16 protein-coding genes are annotated in these 18,647 nt (G+C 42.2%); 6 read left to right on the forward strand and 10 right to left on the reverse strand.

The features are described from left to right. Positions 1-156 precede the first annotated feature (156 nt). The 7 genes from B2400_RS12010 to B2400_RS12040 all read right to left on the reverse strand — a co-directional run bounded on the left by B2400_RS12010 (position 157) and on the right by B2400_RS12040 (position 7,353). Positions 157-1,611: a bifunctional 2-methylcitrate dehydratase/aconitate hydratase gene (locus B2400_RS12010; RefSeq protein WP_149525698.1), complete on the reverse strand. Its 1,455-nt coding sequence runs from the start codon at positions 1,609-1,611 to the stop codon at positions 157-159. Between the two features lie 33 nt (positions 1,612-1,644). Next, positions 1,645-2,799 (reverse strand): bifunctional 2-methylcitrate synthase/citrate synthase, encoded by a 1,155-nt coding sequence (gene prpC / locus B2400_RS12015; protein WP_293933635.1) that lies wholly within the window; start codon positions 2,797-2,799, stop codon positions 1,645-1,647. A gap of 1 nt (position 2,800) precedes the next feature. Beyond that, on the reverse strand, positions 2,801-3,679 hold the full coding sequence (prpB, locus tag B2400_RS12020) for a methylisocitrate lyase (RefSeq protein WP_293933638.1): 879 nt from the start codon (positions 3,677-3,679) through the stop codon (positions 2,801-2,803). Between the two features lie 164 nt (positions 3,680-3,843). After that, positions 3,844-4,455: a L,D-transpeptidase family protein gene (locus B2400_RS12025; protein ID WP_293933641.1), complete on the reverse strand. Its 612-nt coding sequence runs from the start codon at positions 4,453-4,455 to the stop codon at positions 3,844-3,846. Position 4,456: 1 nt separating this feature from the next. Continuing rightward, positions 4,457-5,032, reverse strand: coding sequence for a pentapeptide repeat-containing protein (locus B2400_RS12030; RefSeq protein WP_149525702.1), 576 nt, complete (start codon positions 5,030-5,032; stop codon positions 4,457-4,459). 14 nt (positions 5,033-5,046) lie between these two features. Further along, positions 5,047-5,619 (reverse strand): Crp/Fnr family transcriptional regulator, encoded by a 573-nt coding sequence (locus B2400_RS12035; RefSeq protein WP_286651517.1) that lies wholly within the window; start codon positions 5,617-5,619, stop codon positions 5,047-5,049. A gap of 48 nt (positions 5,620-5,667) precedes the next feature. Then, positions 5,668-7,353, reverse strand: a complete 1,686-nt coding sequence (locus B2400_RS12040; RefSeq protein ID WP_286651516.1) for an RluA family pseudouridine synthase — start codon at positions 7,351-7,353, stop codon at positions 5,668-5,670. Between the two features lie 153 nt (positions 7,354-7,506). On the opposite strand from B2400_RS12040, the gene B2400_RS12045 reads away from it, so the two are divergent. The 3 genes from B2400_RS12045 (at position 7,507) to B2400_RS12055 (ending at position 9,927) form a co-directional block, all read left to right on the forward strand. Next, positions 7,507-8,466 (forward strand): aldo/keto reductase, encoded by a 960-nt coding sequence (locus tag B2400_RS12045; protein WP_293933645.1) that lies wholly within the window; start codon positions 7,507-7,509, stop codon positions 8,464-8,466. A gap of 24 nt (positions 8,467-8,490) precedes the next feature. Then, positions 8,491-8,961: a Dps family protein gene (locus tag B2400_RS12050; RefSeq protein ID WP_293933647.1), complete on the forward strand. Its 471-nt coding sequence runs from the start codon at positions 8,491-8,493 to the stop codon at positions 8,959-8,961. Positions 8,962-9,108: 147 nt separating this feature from the next. Continuing rightward, positions 9,109-9,927: a ZIP family metal transporter gene (locus B2400_RS12055; RefSeq protein WP_149525707.1), complete on the forward strand. Its 819-nt coding sequence runs from the start codon at positions 9,109-9,111 to the stop codon at positions 9,925-9,927. Positions 9,928-9,992: 65 nt separating this feature from the next. Here the strand turns inward: B2400_RS12055 and B2400_RS12060 are convergent, their stop codons facing one another. The 3 genes from B2400_RS12060 to gyrA are packed head-to-tail and all read right to left on the reverse strand — an operon-like array spanning position 9,993 to position 14,844. After that, the gene (locus B2400_RS12060; protein WP_293933649.1) at positions 9,993-11,168 is read right to left on the reverse strand and encodes a tetratricopeptide repeat protein; all 1,176 of its coding nucleotides are present in this window, start codon (positions 11,166-11,168) and stop codon (positions 9,993-9,995) included. A gap of 21 nt (positions 11,169-11,189) precedes the next feature. Then, entirely contained in the window at positions 11,190-12,302 is a 1,113-nt protein-coding gene (locus B2400_RS12065; protein WP_293933651.1) for a tetratricopeptide repeat protein, read from the reverse strand. After that, complete coding sequence (gene gyrA / locus B2400_RS12070; RefSeq protein ID WP_293933652.1) at positions 12,286-14,844, reverse strand: DNA gyrase subunit A; 2,559 nt, start codon at positions 14,842-14,844, stop codon at positions 12,286-12,288. The genes B2400_RS12065 and gyrA overlap by 17 nt, the downstream gene beginning before the upstream one ends. A 344-nt stretch (positions 14,845-15,188) precedes the next feature. Here gyrA and serC point away from each other — a divergent pair, with 344 nt between their 5' ends. The 3 genes from serC to B2400_RS12085 all read left to right on the forward strand — a co-directional run bounded on the left by serC (position 15,189) and on the right by B2400_RS12085 (position 18,642). Continuing rightward, entirely contained in the window at positions 15,189-16,256 is a 1,068-nt protein-coding gene (gene serC / locus B2400_RS12075; RefSeq protein WP_293933654.1) for a 3-phosphoserine/phosphohydroxythreonine transaminase, read from the forward strand. 8 nt (positions 16,257-16,264) lie between these two features. Then, complete coding sequence (locus B2400_RS12080) at positions 16,265-17,212, forward strand: D-2-hydroxyacid dehydrogenase (RefSeq protein ID WP_293933656.1); 948 nt, start codon at positions 16,265-16,267, stop codon at positions 17,210-17,212. 116 nt (positions 17,213-17,328) lie between these two features. Then, a complete protein-coding gene (locus B2400_RS12085; protein ID WP_149525713.1) occupies positions 17,329-18,642 on the forward strand; it encodes an aspartate kinase in 1,314 nt (437 codons plus the stop codon). Positions 18,643-18,647: the final 5 nt, after the last annotated feature.

An 18,647-nucleotide genomic window follows, 5' to 3' on the forward strand; every position in this document is an offset into this window, starting at 1 on the left:
ATGTCCATTAAAGCCTACCTTAAAATACGAAAAAGGGAGCAGAAAACTGTAGTTTTCGACTCCCTTTTTTAACCTTTTTTTCTAAGGGGACTTTTTCAGTGCCCTCCTTTTACACCCCTTTTTAAACACCATACTCTAATGTCTAAAATCTAATATCTAATTCCAGCAATAAATATCCACTAACTCATTTACTTTCAATTTTACGAAAGTATCATAATCCAATGTTTTTTCTATTGCGATATTCTGTTGCTTTTCGGCGAATACGCGGGCGAGGTTGATCTTGTATTTCTCGATCAATTTTGGAATTCCTTCATCGCGGCGGCGTTTGTGTCCGATTGGGTACTCGACAACCACTTCTTCGAGGATGGTGCCATCTTCCAGTTCTAGCGTTAATGCATTGGCGATTGAACGTTTTTCTGGATCATGATAGTCTTCAGTAAACTGGGGATCTTCATGGCAGGTAATGCGTGCGCGAAGGGCGTCGATACGTGGATCGGAAGCTATGTTGTCTTCATAATCAGCAGCTGTTAAGCGGCCGAAGATCAAAGGAACGGCAACCATGTATTGGATAGCATGATCGCGGTCGGCAGGGTTGTGCAACGGACCTTTTTTATCGATGATGCGGATTGCCGCTTCGTGCGTACGAATCTTGATGGATTTGATATCTGCAGCAGTTTTGCCCATTTCTTTTAATTGCTCATGTAGCGTCATCGCTGCTTCAACCGCTGTTTGCGAGTGGAATTCTGCAGGGAAGGAGATTTTGAACAATACATTCTCCATGACATATGAACCATAAGGACGTTGGAACTTAAATGCTTGTCCTTTGAAGGAAACATCATAGAATCCCCATACCGGTGCTGTCAGTACCGATGGGTATCCCATTTCTCCTTTTTGAGCAATCAATGCCAATCGAACTGCTCTGGATGTCGCATCTCCGGCTGCCCATGATTTACGGCTACCTGTATTAGGTGCGTGTCTGTATGTACGTAAGGATTGTCCGTCGACAAAGGCTAGAGAAATTGCGTTGATTAACTCGTCTTTGTTAAGTCCGATCAATTTCCCAACTACTGCAGTTGAAGCTACTTTTACAAGGATAACGTGGTCTAATCCTACCTTGTTGAATGAGTTTTCCAATGCTAAGACCCCTTGAATCTCGTGCGCCATCACCATTGCCTCTAATACTTTGTTCATGGTCAAGGCTTCCTTGCCTTCTGCAATACGATTTCTGGATATCCAATCTGCTACGGCAAGAATACCGCCCAGGTTGTCGGAAGGATGGCCCCATTCGGCAGCAAGCCAGGTGTCGTTGAAGTCTAGCCAACGGACCATAGCGCCAATATTGAATGCCGCTTGAATAGGGTCAAGCTGATAGGGCGTTCCTGGAACTTTTGCTCCGTTTGGCACGACAGTGCCCGGCACGATAGGTCCTAATAATTTAGTGCAGGCTGGGTAAGTTAGTGCTTCGAAACCACAACCTATGGTGTCTAAGAAGCAGTAATGTGCTGTTTTTAGCGCTAGATCGCTGTTGATTTTGTAGTCTAATACGTAATCGGCAATATCGACCAACACCTGATCCGGTTGTGGTCTATCATTTGAAATAAAGGATGACATAGAATCTTTAAATACTGTTTTATCGTAATGTTATTAATTTCTGTTTTCTAAAGGAATAAATTCGAGGTTTTCCGGACCGGTGTAGTTTGCACTCGGACGAATAATCTTTCCGTCTTGCCTTTGTTCGATGACATGTGCTCCCCATCCTGATATTCTGGACATCACGAATAGTGGAGTGAACATATCGGTCGGAATACCCATGATATGGTAGGCTACTGCGGAGAACCAATCTAAGTTAGGGAACATTTTCTTTTCATCCCACATGAGGGTCTCCAAGCGTTCTGCGATATCGAAGAGATTCATATCGCCTTTTTCCTCCGACAGTCTTTTAGCGACTTGTTTAATGACTTGGTTCCGCGGATCGGATATGGTATATACAGGGTGTCCGAATCCGATGATGACTTCTTTCACTTCCAGACGTTTTCTGATATCGGCTTCTGCTTCGTCGGCATTTTGATAACGACTTTGTATCTCGAAGGCAACTTCGTTGGCTCCGCCGTGTTTTGGGCCACGTAGGGCACCGATAGCACCGGCAATGCAAGAATACAAGTCAGAACCCGTACCTGCGATTACACGCGCTGTAAAAGTGGATGCGTTGAATTCGTGCTCTGCATATAAGTTCAATGAAATCTGCATAGCTTCTACCCAGGAAGCAGGTGCCTTTTCGCCATGTAGAAGATGTAAGAAATGAGCAGCAATGCTGTCATCGTTAGTTTCTACAGTAATCTCTTTGTGGTTATGTGAGAAGTGGTACCAGAATAAAAGGGCCGAGGGGAAGCTCGCCATCAGACGGTCGATGATATCACGCGCTTTCTCGGTTTCATGTGCTAATGGCTCCGGTTCCAGTGTTCCTAATATGGAAACATAGGTACGAAGAACGTCCATAGGATGTGCATTCTTTGGAATTAACTTCAATGCTTCCTTAGCATTGGCAGGCAATCCTCGTAGACCTTTCAGCTTCTGTTTATATTTTTCGAGCTCTTCCTTATTTGGTAGCTTTTCATGGATAAGTAAATACGCGACTTCTTCGAAGCTAGCTTGATCGGCCAGCTCTAGGATGTCATATCCACGATAGTGTAGGTCATTGCCCGAGCGACCTACTGTACAAAGGGCTGTATTTCCAGCGGGCACACCGGAGAGTGCGACGCTTTTTTTAGGCTTAAAGCCTGTGTTGTTCTCTTCTTTCATATTATTTGTTTTTAAATAATTGATCAAGTCGATTTTCATAAGCATAGTAATCTATGCTTTGATATAGTTCCTCACGTGTTTGCATGCTGTCGATAACGGCTTGCTGCGATCCATCCTGGCGAATATGCTGATAGACATTTAACGCGGCTTTGTTGGCGGCACGGAATGCTGACAGCGGATACAGTACGATAGATACTTGCACGTCGCGAAGTTGCTCTACTGTATAAAGAGGCGTTTGCCCGAATTCGGTGATATTAGCAAGGATAGGAATACCGGTAGCTTCCGCGAAGCGCTGATAGTCTGCAAGCTCGGATAAGGCTTCGGCGAAGATGAAATCAGCACCAGCTTCTTTGTATGCTACAGCGCGCTCTAGCGCTTTCTCTAAGCCTTCGGATGCAAAAGCATCTGTACGAGCTCCGATGACAAAGTTTGAATCAATCTTAGCGTCTACAGCACCTTTAACACGATCCACCATTTCCTGTTGTGATACGAGTTCCTTTCCTGGACGATGGCCGCAGCGCTTAGCACCGACTTGGTCTTCGATATGTACGCCGGCGGCACCTGCCTTGTCTAAAGACTTAATGGTACGGGCGATATTGAAGACCGATGGTCCAAAGCCCGTGTCGATATCGACTAGGAGGGGTAAGGAGCAAACATTACTGATGCGTTCTACATCGATCAGTACATCTTGTAAATTAGTGATACCGAGGTCGGGTATACCAAGTGAGCCGGCAGCTACGCCGCCACCGGAAAGGTAGATGGCTTTAAACCCCGATTGTTCGGCTAGGAGGGCATGATTAGCATTGATAGCTCCGACTATTTGCAAGGGCTTTTCTTCAGCCATCGCAGTACGCAAGCGTTTTCCTGCTGATTCTATCATTTTAAAAGGCTTTAAATGTTTATAATCGTTATCAACGATGCTTTAAGCTATGATTTTTAAGCATTTGGCATCCTTTTAAAGGTAAGTAAATAATTCGGAAAATGGACGCTTGAAGGGCGTTAAAGTTGATGAAAAAAATATGCAAGCATATTAAATTCTAGGGATTATTTAATCTGCTTTTGGAGTTCGCCGTGTAGGACTGCTAATTCCTTCCAACGACGAACGGTTTCTTCGGGATAGTGAAGTTCGTATTTTTCTAGGGTTTCGATGTCTAAGGGGAAAGGAAAAATATAGACGGGGATTTCGTGTTGCCCATGGGATGTTGCAAGGGATGCTAAGGTGTAAAGTACTTCGATAGCAGGGTCGCCAATCGGTAGACAGCCGACGGTTTCCGTTCCGCCATGAATAAATATATCAGAGCCGCTGTACTGTTGTTCTTTATCGTAATCGTTTGGGTAGTTAATTCCGAGCGATAGGTGGTATTTGCTTTCGGGGTTGAATCGGTTGATTATATATTGCCCTTCCGGAACTTGTTTATCGCCTTCTTTCTTCTTGGGTCCAAGCAGGCCGGAGCGAGATAGGACAGGAAATGACATGAGTAGAGAATAGGTTTCGCTAGTCCGACTTTTAGCGTAGACCTTCAATAAGTCTTCATTCTTATAAGCTATCAATAGGATTTCAAAATCGCTAGCTGATAAACCGATCGTAAATAAGCTTTCCAGGATGTTTGATATACACCGTATATATGCTTGTTCCGCTCGGTCGATTTCCTGCATGTTAATATTGAATTTTGATCTGATGCTTTTCTAGAAGGCCCGGCAATCCCTGAAGACTAAATTTAGCCCCTTTAATCTTATTGCTGTCCGGATCGATGCTATAGTTTGTTGCTGTCAGGAAGTTGGCTTTCTCGAGGTTTGTTTGCGTAAAGTTTGCCATGCTCAGGTCTGTGTCGCTAAAGTCGGCAAGACTGAGGTCAGCACTTTCGAAATCTACTTCTTGTAGACGACTGCCATGGAAGTTGGTTTTCTTTATCTTAAGCTTGTAAAAGCTACTGTGGTCGAGAATACAATCTTTGAACGTAAAGGAGATGTTGAAGGGATTGCAGGTTTCGAAATGTAATCCCATCAATTTGCAGTTTTGGAATTTAACGTCCTGTATGCTACAGCCGCTCAGGTTCGCCAAGCTCAGATTGCAATCGATGAAAGTACATTCTGTGAACTTGTAATCGCTCAAGTCATATTGTTCTAAATTGCAGCCCTTGAATTGGCAGTAATCGTAATGTGCTTGTGTTAGGGGAACTTCCGTAATGCTAGTTTGGTCGAAGGTTTGATCTTCGAAGTATTCTTTTTCCATTTGTTAATGAAGATTTAGGCGTGCATGATTTCTTTGCGAATTCGGCTTAGGGAAGTGTCAGTTACTCCCAGATAGGAGGCGATATGCTTAAGTGGCGCTTGCTGAATGATCTGCGGTTTCTCTTGCATAAGATGCAAGTATCGTTGTGTAGCAGGTTCTGTAATCATTTCCGTTGCTCTTTTCTTTGAAAGATAGAGTTCGAACGCCATCCAAGCGCGGCCCCATTCGCGCATGGCAGGGATTTGATGGAAAAGCTCTTGAAAATGATTGTAATCAATTTGCCAAAGTACACAATCCGTCAGGCATTGCATATATTCTTGGGTTGGAATCCGTTGGAATAGCGATGCAACCTCTATGGCCACCTCATTGGTGCCGGTAAATCCTGTAGTAATTTCATTGCCTTCGTAATCATAGAGGTAAGTGCGTATAAGCCCCGATTCAACGATGGAGTAACAATTTGCGATTTGATCTTTCTTCAAAAGATAGTCTCCTTTTTTCAGTTCCACACGTTGATGTTCCTTGCTGATTAGTTCTAAATCAGCGGCTTCGAATAGCGGATGCTGATATACGAATTTGAAGATTTCCATTGTTGGAGGCTTTGTTAGTATGACAAGTTAGGCATTTGGATAGAAATTCTAAAATGGGTCAGCAACTTCAAAACGCATGAGTTCGCCGGATTTTGGGTGCTTAAAGCTGATGAAGCCCGCATGCAGATGTAATCGGTCGGCTCGGTTCCCATAGAGATCATCTCCGACGATCGGGGCATTCAGGCCCTTGACATGTGCAGAATGCACACGCAACTGATGTGTTCTTCCGGTCAATGGGAAATAATGTATTCTGGTGCGATTGCCTTCGATAGCAACGACTTTATATTCCGTTCTTGCAGCTTTGCCATATTCATAGCAGACCATTTGTCGCGGTCTATCGTCTAAATCAACGCGGAGCGGAAGGTCGATGAGCCCTTCAACATCTTCGATAATTCCTTCCAATAGGGCGGTATAGCGTTTGTTGACCGTATGCTGTATAAACTGATCTTGTATAATTTGATGCGCTTCTTTATTTTTTGCTAGCACCAGGATTCCCGAAGTAGACATATCGAGACGATGGATGATAATAGGACTCTTGATGTCGGGATACATACGTTCAATTCGCTGTTGCACGCTATCCTGTACATTGATCCCTGGCACCGATAAGAATTCTGCCGGCTTGTTGACTACAATGATATCATCGTCTTCAAAAATGAATTCCAATTCCTTACCCGCTGCAGGATTCTGTAACATCGGATTGGGGTCGACTTTTAAACCCTGAAGCATATGCCCTAAAATAGGTTCACACTTCCCTCGGCAGGAAGGATAGTATTGCTTATGTTTTCTGACTTCTGAGGCTGGCGATGCACCCCACCAGAATTCTGCTAATGCGATTGGTTTCAACTGCTGCTGATAGGCATATTGTAACAGTTTTGGAGCAGCACATTCCCCCGCGCCAGCTGGTGGTGGCATGTTGATATGCTCTTGAAATATATTTAGGACCGGCTTGGTTTCAGCTTCTGCATTCAAGAAATGGTATTGATCAAATAATCGTTGTTGTAAATCTGCGGAACGTCGCTTACGCTCGTTTTTTAAATCATCAATCGCCTGTAATAATTGCTGCAGTTGTTCTTCCTGCTTCTGCAATTTCTCTCTACATGCTTGTTTTGCAACATCGTATTCATGCTGATCGCGATAGCTTTGCTTGATGAGATCTTCAGCAAGGACGTTATAAGCGACTTCGTCTAGTTCTAGTTTCGCCCGCTCTCGGACGCGCTTGCGTTCGGCTTTATTTGTCTTATGAAACTTGCGTAAGTCGGATAAGAGTGTATCATTTTCCTGTTGCGTTGAAACCAAACTCTCCCTAAAGATTTGGATGTTTGGGTTTGCCGACAGCTCGTCGATACGACGATTGATTGCATTGATGATATTTTCCTCCTGGATGAAAAATCCGTCGGGGTCTAACATGTCAAAAATAGGAGGTACAAAATATTGGTTCTGATTGGTTCCGGCGAGCTTTCCTGAAACAGCTGCCAGAAAGCCCAACTTGCCCTCTTGGTCCTCTACGACCAAGACACCGAACATCTTACCAATGACCAAGCCTGGCATATCTTCTTTAAGCCCGAAATTGTGTTGAAAATCTTTTTGAGCTGCTAAATAATGCTGAACTTGTTCTGCAGCGAGCATACTTAATGGATGAGGTTCATAAAAGAAAGGATAGGTAAAGGCATCCGGCAATTCAATTGTAGATATATCTTCCGTGAAGCGATGTAGATGTCTTGTATTGCCTTCCATTTTCTTTTATTTCCTCGAAGGGGCAAAAATACAAAAGTGCAGGGGAAATACGCTGTGCTATTCTTATAATATTATGACAAGATAAAGTCTTCAAAACTGGGAAAGGCGCATTAAAAATGGTAACTTGTCCTTATCAAAATTAGAGCGCCCGCTATGGAAAACAAACGTCAAATTGCAAATTCAGATTTATTTATTGAGCCTATTATTTTTGGTGGAAATGTCTTCGGATGGACACTCAACGAAGGGCAATCTTTTGAAATATTAGATCGCTTCGTCGATTTAGGGTTCAATGCGATTGATACGGCTAATAATTACTCGCATTGGGTGCCTGGGAATAAGGGTGGAGAATCAGAGACGATCATCGGGAATTGGTTAAAGAAGCGCGGTAAACGTGATGATCTCATTCTGATGACGAAAGTAGGTGGCCGATTTGGTTATGATTCGAAGCCAGATACAAAAGCATCTTACATCAAAGAGCAGGTTGAGCTATCGCTACAACGAATGCAAACGGATTATATTGACTTATACCAAACGCACTACGACGATGTTGAAACTCCGATAGAGGAGACTTTAAGAGCGTATGAAGATTTAATAAAGGGAGGGAAGGTCAGATATATCGGTGCTTCGAATTTTACGGCAGAACGCCTAACAGAGAGTTTAGCGACAGCAGATCATTTGAATCTACCGAAGTATGTTTCCTTGCAACCAGAATATAATCTTTATGATCGTGAAAAATATGAACAGGAGTTTGAGGTAATTGCTGCACAAAACGATCTTGCGGTAATTCCATATTATTCGCTTGCAAGTGGTTTTTTGAGCGGGAAGTATCTTTCTGATGACGATTTCAATAAATCCGCAAGAGGCGAGGGGATACAAAAGCGCTATTGGAACGAGCGTGGCCAACGTATTGTGAAAGCCTTGTCAGAGGTTTCTTCGGCTTATCGTACGTCTTCTTCAGCAGTTGCTTTAGCTTGGCTGCTCGCACGACCATCCATCACTGCCCCAATCGCAAGTGCTACAAAAGAGGATCATTTGCAATCCTTTGTTGCTGCAGTGCAGCTCAGGCTAGGGGAGGATGCAATCCAAAAACTCAACGAAGCAAGTACTTATTAAAAACATATAAAAACTAATTTACAGATGAAAACAAATATTGGTTTAAAAGAAAAGGACACTGCTGCAGTTGCCAGCATGTTGAACAGATTATTGGCAGACGAGAATGTTTTATATATCAAAGTAAGAAATGCGCATTGGAATGTGGAAGGACCTGATTTTCATGCTCAGCATTTGTTCTTCGAGACTATTTATGATGAGCTGGCAGAATTGATTGATGAAGTTGCGGAGCGCGTTCGTTCTATTGGCCATTACGCAATCGGTACGATGAAGGAATTTTTGGAAGTTACACAGCTAACGGAAATGAAGTACAAGAAGAATGATAGCCAGGGATTTATCAAAGAGTTATTGAACGATTTCGAGAGCTTGATTATTACACTTCGTGAAGATATTAAGTTAGCGGAAGATCATGGAGATTCAGGAACCGAAGATTTCTTAGTAGGAATTTTGGAAAAACATGAGAAAACAGCATGGATGTTGCGCGCTCATGTAAGCTAAAGATAAAATATTCCCATTATTAGAGCTCCGAGAGGAGCTCTTCTTGTTTTTATTAATGAGCAACTCATTAATTGAAGAAGAAAATTGATATTTCGACTTATTTATTGAAAAGAATAGTTAATTTCAGAGCATATTTTTACTATTCATATGATTGATAACCTGATAGCTTACTTTGAAACCCTAAATCCTATTGTTGCAGCATTGATTGCTGGTCTTTTTACCTGGGGTGTAACTGCTTTGGGTGCGGCTAGTGTATTTTTATTTAAAGGCGTTAATAAGAAATTGTTAAACGGTATGCTGGGTTTTACTGGCGGAGTAATGATAGCTGCCAGTTTCTGGAGTCTTTTAGCTCCGGCTATTGAAATGAGCGAGGGGGAGAGTTTTGAGAAGGTCATGCCGGCAGCAATTGGATTTCTATTGGGCGCTCTTTTTATTTTCGGACTGGACAAACTGATGCCACACTTGCACTTGAACTTTTTAAAAACCGAAGGTCCGAAGTCGTCTTTGCATAGAACAACATTGCTTACCATTGCAATAGCTTTACACAATATTCCCGAGGGTTTAGCAGTAGGTGTCCTGTTTGGTGGTGCTGCTGCTGGACATTCTGAAGCAACTATTGCCGGCGCTATCTTACTCGCTATGGGAATCGGATTGCAGAACTTCCCGGAAGGAATTGCTGTTTCCATGCCATTGCGTAGAATGGGATTATCCAGAAGGAAAAGTTTCCAATATGGACAGATGTCCGCGATCGTGGAGCCAATTTTCGCAGTACTAGGCGCATGGGCTGTGGCTTTCTTTATTCCGATTCTTCCATATGCGCTAGCTTTTGCAGCAGGCGCTATGATTTTCGTCGTAATCGAAGAGGTAATCCCTGAGACGCAACAAGAAGAACATTCGGATATTCCTATGCTCGGATTTGTTTTAGGATTTGTGGTAATGATGGTATTAGATGTGGCATTAGGCTAAAATATAAAAGCATGAAAAAGGCCTTCAGCATTCGCTGAAGGCCTTTTTTATATCATAACTATACATTAATTCAATGCGTCAATCTTAGCTTGAGTCTCACTAGATTTAGCTTCGTCTTGCATGAAATCATAGAAGTTTTTCAAGTTGCGCAATGCATCAACATTCTTCGGATCTGCTTCTACAGATTTTTGCAAGTAAGGCAATGCGCGACCGATTTTCTCTTTCAATGCTGCAACTTTAGCATTATAGTCTTTTGGTTGCAATGATTTATCGTCGTTTAATGCAATCAACTCATCGCGACCGCTGTTCATAATAACAACAGCAGCGTTTGTGTTAGCTTCTAAATAATTAGGATCAATCTCTAAAGCTTTTTTGTAGGACTCTAAAGCTTTCTCAGGCTGACCTGAAGTGCTGTATGCTAATCCTAAGTAGTAATGCAAGTTTTTATTAGATGCATCCTTAGCGATCTGTGCTTCGATATCAGATACTACCTTTGCTTCATTTCCAGTAATCAAGTTCAACTCGATGTTCTGAACAACGGCACCATTATCGCTAGGATAAGCAGCAACCGCTTCAGCAGCAGATGCTAATGCCGCAGCAGTATCTTGTTTCGATAAATAAAGCTTAGGCAAATCAATCATGATTGATTTGTGAGCTGAATACTCTTTCACAGGTACTAAAGCTTTGTAGCGAGCGATAGCATTGTCGTAATCTTTATTTTGCACAGCTGCTAAACCAGAATAGTACGTCAATGTAGTATCACCTGGTAAATAGTCTAATGCACCAGTGAACTCTTTGTATGCTGTTTGGTAGTCTTGTTTATCCCAAGCAGCAACACCTTCATTGAAACGGAACTGACCTAAAGTTTGACCAGCCGCTTTGATATTTTCTGCGTGTTTTTTATCCGTATCTAGTTCTGTTGCTTTCTTGATACCTTCAATTGCTTTTGTTGCAGCTTCGGCATTTTTATCAAGGTTTGCAATATTAGCATATACTAAAGAATATACAGTCCAAGCTTCTGGATCGTTTTGCGTTTTCTCGTGAACAACAGCGGCGTCGATTGCTTCTTGAGCTGAAGTTAAATTACCTTTACCTAAAGCAGCTGTATTTGCAGCTTTCAACTCTTCGAATTTCGTATAGTTGGTTTTCGCTTTTTTGATATTACCCGATTGAGCCATTACAGTCGTTGTACCGGCTGCAAAAAGAACTCCTGCGAATAATATGGATTTTCTTAGATTCATATCGTTTTTATTTGTGTTGTCTTAATTTGTAAGTTGGTTCAAAAGTAAATTTACACGATCTAATTGCTCCGCATCATCAGCTTTCTCATAGAACATCGCTAATGATTTGAGTGCGTTAATCTCGTAAGGTTTGATTTCGTTTGCTTTTAACAGAAAGTTCTGAGCATTGTATTGCGCTTCATGATTCTCTGTGTCACTCAAAAAGTCTTTCAAGTAGATTAACCCTAATGCTAGATTAGATTCATAATTATTAGGATCCAGTTCTAGCACCTTTTCGTAAAACGCTTTTGCTGCCGGAATATTGTTTGCATTTTCATTCGCGTAGCCAGCAAGGTAATTCAGCTCTACGTTATCCGGCTCCATCTTGATTGCTTGGTCAGCAATTGGAACAATGGCATCATAAGCTTTAACAGATGCATATTCCTGAATCAACTGAAACAAGATTTCTTTATTTTCTCCGTACTTCGTACGCGCATTTTCTAAGGTCGTCAGATTTAACTGGCTTTCACCTAGCTTATCGTAGAGAGCTGCCAATTCTAAATATTGCTGTTCCGTAGCATTGCCACTATCAATAATCTTCTTGTAGAATTTAACCGCGTCCTCAGACTTACCCGCTTTGTTCGCTAAGACAGCAAGATTGTAGGTCACATCCTCATTCTTTGCATTCAGCTCATCTACTTTCAAGAAATCATTGTAAGCAGCATCGTACTTCTGACCCTGCAAAGACTTATTCGCACGCTTGATCAACGCGGCAGCTAAGTTTTGTTTTACATAACTAATCTCGCCTGGATAGCCTTCGCGATCCTTCTCACGAATTCTTCCTAAGGTCTGATACGTTAAATCAATAGGGTCTTTATCCGTCTTGATTGTTCTCGCAGAATCGGCATAGGCGATAGAACTCATCACCATCGCACGCAATACATTGACGCGTGTTTTTGAGGAGTCTTTAGCGGTCTTGTAGATGTTATCTAACTGCTTTTTCGCATTCTCAAGATTTTTGATCGCGCCGGTCTGCGTGTATAACGCAAAAGCATTGCTCGCCTCTTTATAGTTCGATTGCGCAAAAGCACTGTTAGCTGATAAAGCTAACAGTACAGATATGGATGAAATAATGAAATTATTCTTGTTCTTCATTCTCAGCACTACTTGAATCGTTTTCAGTTGTGTTTTCTTCGGAACCTTCAATTAGCGTTTCTTCTTCTTCGTCCTGGTGGTCAACTTTAGTGATCGATGCGATCTCGTCATTGTCCTTTAAGGTGATCAATCGAACACCCTGTGTTGCACGACCCATTACGCGAAGTGATTCTACGCCAATACGGATAACAATACCTGATTTATTGATGATCATTAAGTCGTTCTCATCAGTAACGCCTTTAATAGCAACCAACTCACCAGTTTTTTCCGTTACGTTGATTGTTTTCACACCTTTACCACCGCGGTTGGTGATACGGTAGTCTTCAATATCCGTACGTTTTCCGTATCCTTTTTCCGAAACAACTAATACAGTTGTCTCTTGATCATTCACACTAATCATGCCAACAACCTCGTCTGTTTCACTTGCAAGCGTGATTCCGCGTACTCCAGTTGCAGTTCTACCCATCGGTCTAACCGTTTCTTCGTTGAAGCGGATTGCACGTCCCGAACGTAAAGCCATAACGATCTCGCTAGTACCCGAAGTCAATGTTGCTTCCAATAGCTGGTCGCCTTCGTTGATGTTGATTGCGTTGATACCGTTTGCTCTTGGACGTGAGTAAGCTTCTAGTGAAGTCTTCTTGATGGTACCCTTCTTAGTACACATAATGATGAAGTTATTCTCGAGATACTCCTGATCTTTCAAGTTCTTCACATTGATGTATGCCTTGATTTTCTCATCTTTAGGAATATTGATGATGTTCTGTAGTGCTCTACCTTTCGAAGTTCTACTTCCCTCAGGAATTTCGAAAGCACGCAGCCAGAAACAACGTCCAGCTTCTGTAAACAACAATAGGTAGTTGTGAGCAGAAGCCGTAATAATGTGCTCGGTAAAGTCTTCGTCGCGCGTAGAGGAACCAATTGCACCTTTACCACCACGACCTTGACGACGGTATTCAGTAAGCGGAGTACGCTTAACATAGCTGTTATGAGATATCGTAATGACAACTTCCTCATCATCGATGAAGTCTTCCATACGCATATCTTCTGCCGAGTGAACAATCTCCGAACGACGTTCATCGCCATATTTCTCTTGAACTTCAAGAAGCTCGTCTTTAATGATCTTCATACGAAGACCTTCATCAGCCAATACTTCTTTTAAGTATTCAATAGTTTTCATTAATTCCGCATACTCTTCTTTAATCTTATCGCGCTCTAGTCCTGTCAACCTGCGTAAAGTCATATCCAGGATCGCACGAGCTTGAATATCCGAAAGGCCGAAGCGTTCCATTAAGCCTACGCGAGCGTCTTCAGGAGTATCCGAAGCACGGATTAACTTAATTACTTCATCTAAGTGATCTAATGCGATTAGATAACCTTCTAAGATATGCGCACGTTTTTCAGCTTCAGCAAGCTCGAATTTCGTACGTCTGATTACAACGTCATGGCGGTGTTCCACAAACTCGTGGATCATGTCCTTCAAGTTCATCAACATTGGACGTCCTTTTACTAGGGCAATGTTGTTTACAGAGAATGACGTTTGTAATGAAGTATATTTATAAAGGTTATTCAATACCACATTGGCATTGGCATCCCTTTTAATTTCATAGATAATACGGATCTCTTTCGTCGACTCATCACGAATCTCTGAAATACCTTCAATTTTCTTTTCGTGAATCAAATCAGCTGTACGTTTGATCATATCTGATTTATTCACCTGATAAGGAATCTCCGTTACGATAATAACCTCTTTACCAGATTTCGTTGTTTCGATTTCCGCTCTTGCACGCATTACCACACGACCGCGACCCGTTTCAAAAGCCTCTCTCACACCGTGGTATCCGTAGATTAATCCACCGGTAGGGAAGTCAGGTCCTTTGACATAAGTCATCAACTCGGAGATTTCGATTTCACGGTTGTCGATATATGCGATGGTACCATCGATAACCTCTGTTAGGTTATGTGGCGCCATATTGGTCGCCATACCTACAGCGATACCTGAAGATCCATTGACCAAAAGATTAGGAATACGAGTTGGAAGAACAGTAGGCTCCGTTAAAGAGTCGTCGAAGTTCAATTGGAAATCGACTGTATCCTTGTTGATATCTGCCAACAGCTCTTCAGCGATCTTACGAAGACGAGCCTCAGTATAACGCATTGCTGCTGGTGGATCCCCATCGACAGAACCGTAGTTACCCTGTCCGTCAACCAATGGATAGCGCAATGACCAGTTCTGAGCCATGCGGACCATCGTATCATAAACCGACGAGTCACCATGTGGGTGATACTTACCTAAAACATCCCCAACAATACGAGCAGATTTCTTATATGGTTTTCCGCTAGTTACCCCCAAGTCCAACATACCATACAATACACGGCGGTGTACAGGTTTCAGCCCATCACGTGCATCAGGAAGAGCACGCGAAACGATAACCGACATCGAGTAATCGATGTAGGCAGCTTTCATTTGATCTTCAATATTGATAGGGACAATCCTGTTTTCCGCAGGTACTAAGTTGTTTTCGTTTTCTGTTTCTTCAGCCATTATTTTGTGGTTTCGATAAAACTAAAAAAGTGCCTGTTATAAATATAGACACATAGCTGGCGAATATACACAAAATTTCGGCCAAAAACCACTTTTAAGGCCGTTAAAAATATCCACATTTCGGGTGAAATGTTAGTTGTTTTTGCTGATTGTAAAATATCGGAATTATTTGAAGAACACTGATAATATGTCATTGAATTTTAACAAATATTGTCATATTCTAAACAAATAAGGTTTTTGTTTTAGAAAATTTCAAAAATATTTTACCTTTGGGCATTCAAAAGTTAAAGCAAACGATTGAGTCTGTTTTAATAACCTTATTTTAAACACTTTACTAGAAAATAATGAAACACAATTTCGGAGCAGGCCCTTGTATTCTACCAAAGGAAGTCTTTGAAGAAGCTTCAAAAGCAGTGTTGGACTTTAATGGAACTGGACTTTCCATTTTAGAGGTATCCCACCGCTCGAAGGAGTTTGAGGCGGTTGTCGTTGAGACCGAACGATTAGTTCGCGAGTTGCTCAATGTACCGCAAGGATATTCCATTCTGTTTTTACAAGGAGGAGCAAGCCAGCAATTCGCAGTGGTTCCGATGAACTTATTGCCAGAAGGAGGAAAAGCAGCGTATTTAGACACTGGAGTTTGGGCGACCAAAGCCGCTAAAGAAGCAAAAAAACTTGGACAAGTTGAAATTGTTGCCTCCTCGAGCGATAAGAATTACACTTACATTCCTAAGGATTATAGCATTCCAGCGGATGCTGCTTATTTCCATTTCACATCCAACAACACGATTTATGGTACGGAGGTTTTCGAAACTCCGCAAACAAGTCTTCCTGTTGTTGTGGATATGTCTTCGGATATCTTAAGCAGAAAAATCGATGTCTCGGAATTTGATCTAATCTATGCCGGTGCTCAAAAAAATATGGGGCCTGCTGGAGTAACTTTGGTGATTATTAAAGACGAACTTTTCGGTAAATCGGGACGTACAAACCCCACAATTTTTGAATATGAGGCCCACGCAAAAGCGGGATCTATGTATAATACGCCTCCAGTATTCTCCATCTATGTTTCTATGTTGAACCTACGTTGGTTGAAAGCAAAAGGAGGAGTAGAGGTTATCGAGCAAGAAAACATCATTAAAGCACGTACGCTTTATGATGAAATCGACCGTAACCCATTCTTCAAAGGAACAGCGAATGTGGAAGATCGCTCGCGCATGAACGTGACTTTCATTATGGAAAATCCTGACTTAGAAGCTGAGTTCTTAGAACTCGCAAAAGAGCGTGGATTGATCGGAATCAAAGGACACCGCTCAGTTGGTGGATTCAGAGCGTCGATCTATAACGCATTAACGATCAGCTCAATCAACGCCTTGGTTGATGCGATGAGAGAATTTGAAGAAAAGCATAAATAAGAAATTAAATGAGAATTTTAGCAAACGATGGGATTGATCCTATCGGTAAACAAATATTAGAGGCTGCCGGCTTCGAAGTGGATACCGTTCATATTCCACAAGAGGAATTAGCAGCACGCTTAAATAGCTATGACGCTGTTACGGTTCGTAGCGCAACGAAACTTAGACAAGAGCTGATCGACCTTTGCCCGAATATTAAAGTGATTGGTCGTGGGGGAGTAGGTATGGATAATATCGACGTGGATTATGCACGCTCCAAAGGCATCACGGTTGTCAACACACCTGCAGCATCATCACACTCCGTTGCTGAATTAGTATTTGCACATCTTTTAAATGGCGTTCGCTTCTTATACGACTCGAATCGTCAGATGCCAGTTTCTGGAGCAACTAAATTCGGCGCATTGAAGAAAGCTTATGGCGCTGGTTCCGAATTGCAAGGCAAGACTTTAGGTGTCGTAGGATTTGGACGTATCGGTCGCGAGACGGCAAAAATCGGTTTAGGCTTAGGAATGAATGTAATCTATTCCGATTTATTCGAAGGGCCGATGTCATTGACCTTAAATCTTTCTGGTGATATTCAAGTTGAAGTTCCTGTGAAGCAGGCCGATATAGAGACTGTTTTATGCGAGTCTGACTTTATTTCTTTACACGTTCCATTCACGGACAAACCGGTTATTGGAAAAGAGGAATTTGAGATCTTGAAAGATGGAGTAGGGCTAGTAAATGCATCACGTGGAGGCGTTATTGATGAGTTAGCATTAGTGGATGCATTGAACACTGGTAAAGTTGCATTTGCAGGCTTAGATGTTTATGATGATGAACCTACGCCTCGTGCTGAAATTCTAACCCACCCGAAGATCTCCTTGACGCCGCATATTGGTGCTGCTACCAACGAAGCGCAGGAGCGTATAGGTGAGGAACTTGCAACATTATTAATAGAAAATCTGAAGAAGTAATTCTTCCGCATTAATGATATGCGGCACAAAAGCTATTAAATGCGATTGTGCCGCTTTTTTTATGCGATTAATCCTTATATTCACACCCGCAAAAAACAAAGTTAAATTACAGAGATATGAAAATTCTTAAGTTCGGAGGAACATCCGTAGGAAGTGCTGAGCGTATCAAAGGTCTACTTGATATCGTAGACCCATCGGAGCGTCAGATCGTCGTGCTTTCAGCAGTGGCTGGAACCACCAATGCATTGGTTGAAATTGGAAAAGCTTACCTAGCAGGTAAGAAGGACGAGGCCAAACAGTTGATCGTTGCTCATAAGGATAAGTACGAATCGTTAATAAAGGAACTCTTCAGCACAGAGAACGGATATAAGAACGGTAAGGAATTAATCGATTATCATTTTAATTTAATTGCTTCGCTATCAAATGACTTATTTACGCCAGTTGAAGAGAAAGTTATTTTAGCGCAGGGTGAATTGCTGTCTACGACCTTGTGGCATTTTCATTTGGAAGAAATCGGGATAAAATCAGTGTTGTTACCGGCATTGGACTTTATGAAAATCGATGAAGACAACGAGCCTGTTATCCCATTCATCAATGAAAAGTTGAGTGCTATCTTAGCGAACCATCCAGAGAACACGCTGTTTATCACGCAAGGATATATTTGCCGAAATGCTTTTGGCGAAATTGATAACCTGCGACGTGGGGGATCTGACTATACGGCATCGCTTATTGGTGCAGCCATCCAAGCTGATGAAGTCCAGATTTGGACCGATATCGATGGGATGCACAATAACGATCCGCGCGTAGTAAAAGGAACAACGCCGATTGCCAATTTAAGCTTCGACGAAGCCGCAGAGTTAGCTTATTTTGGAGCGAAAATCTTACATCCCCAATCGGTATTCCCAGCACAAAAGTATAATGTCCCGGTACGCCTATTGAACACGATGGATCCGAAAGCTTCGGGCACATTGATTTCAAAAGACGGGGGACAGAAAGGCGCTATCCGCGCTATTGCTGCAAAAGATGAAATTACAGCTATCCATATTCATTCATCGCGCATGTTGTTAGCTTATGGATTCTTACGTAAGATATTTGAAATATTTGAACGCTATAAGACACCGATTGATATGATCACGACATCGGAAGTCGCAGTTTCTCTATCAATTGACGATACCCGCAATTTAGAGGATATCATCCGCGAGGTGGAAGACTTCGGAACAGTAAGCGTCGATAGAGATCAAACGATCGTTTGTATTGTAGGCGACTTCGGCGCCAATACCCACGGTTATGCGGCTCGCGTATTAGACGCGGTTAAGCATCTTCCTGTGCGTATGATTTCATATGGTGGTTCAGATTATAATGTGTCGATTCTATTGAATTCAGAGCATAAAACCGAGGCTTTACGTTCTTTACACAATAGATTGTTTTAATAAAT

The sequence above is a fragment of the Sphingobacterium sp. UBA6645 genome, from assembly GCF_002455685.1.
Classification (GTDB): domain Bacteria; phylum Bacteroidota; class Bacteroidia; order Sphingobacteriales; family Sphingobacteriaceae; genus Sphingobacterium; species Sphingobacterium hotanense.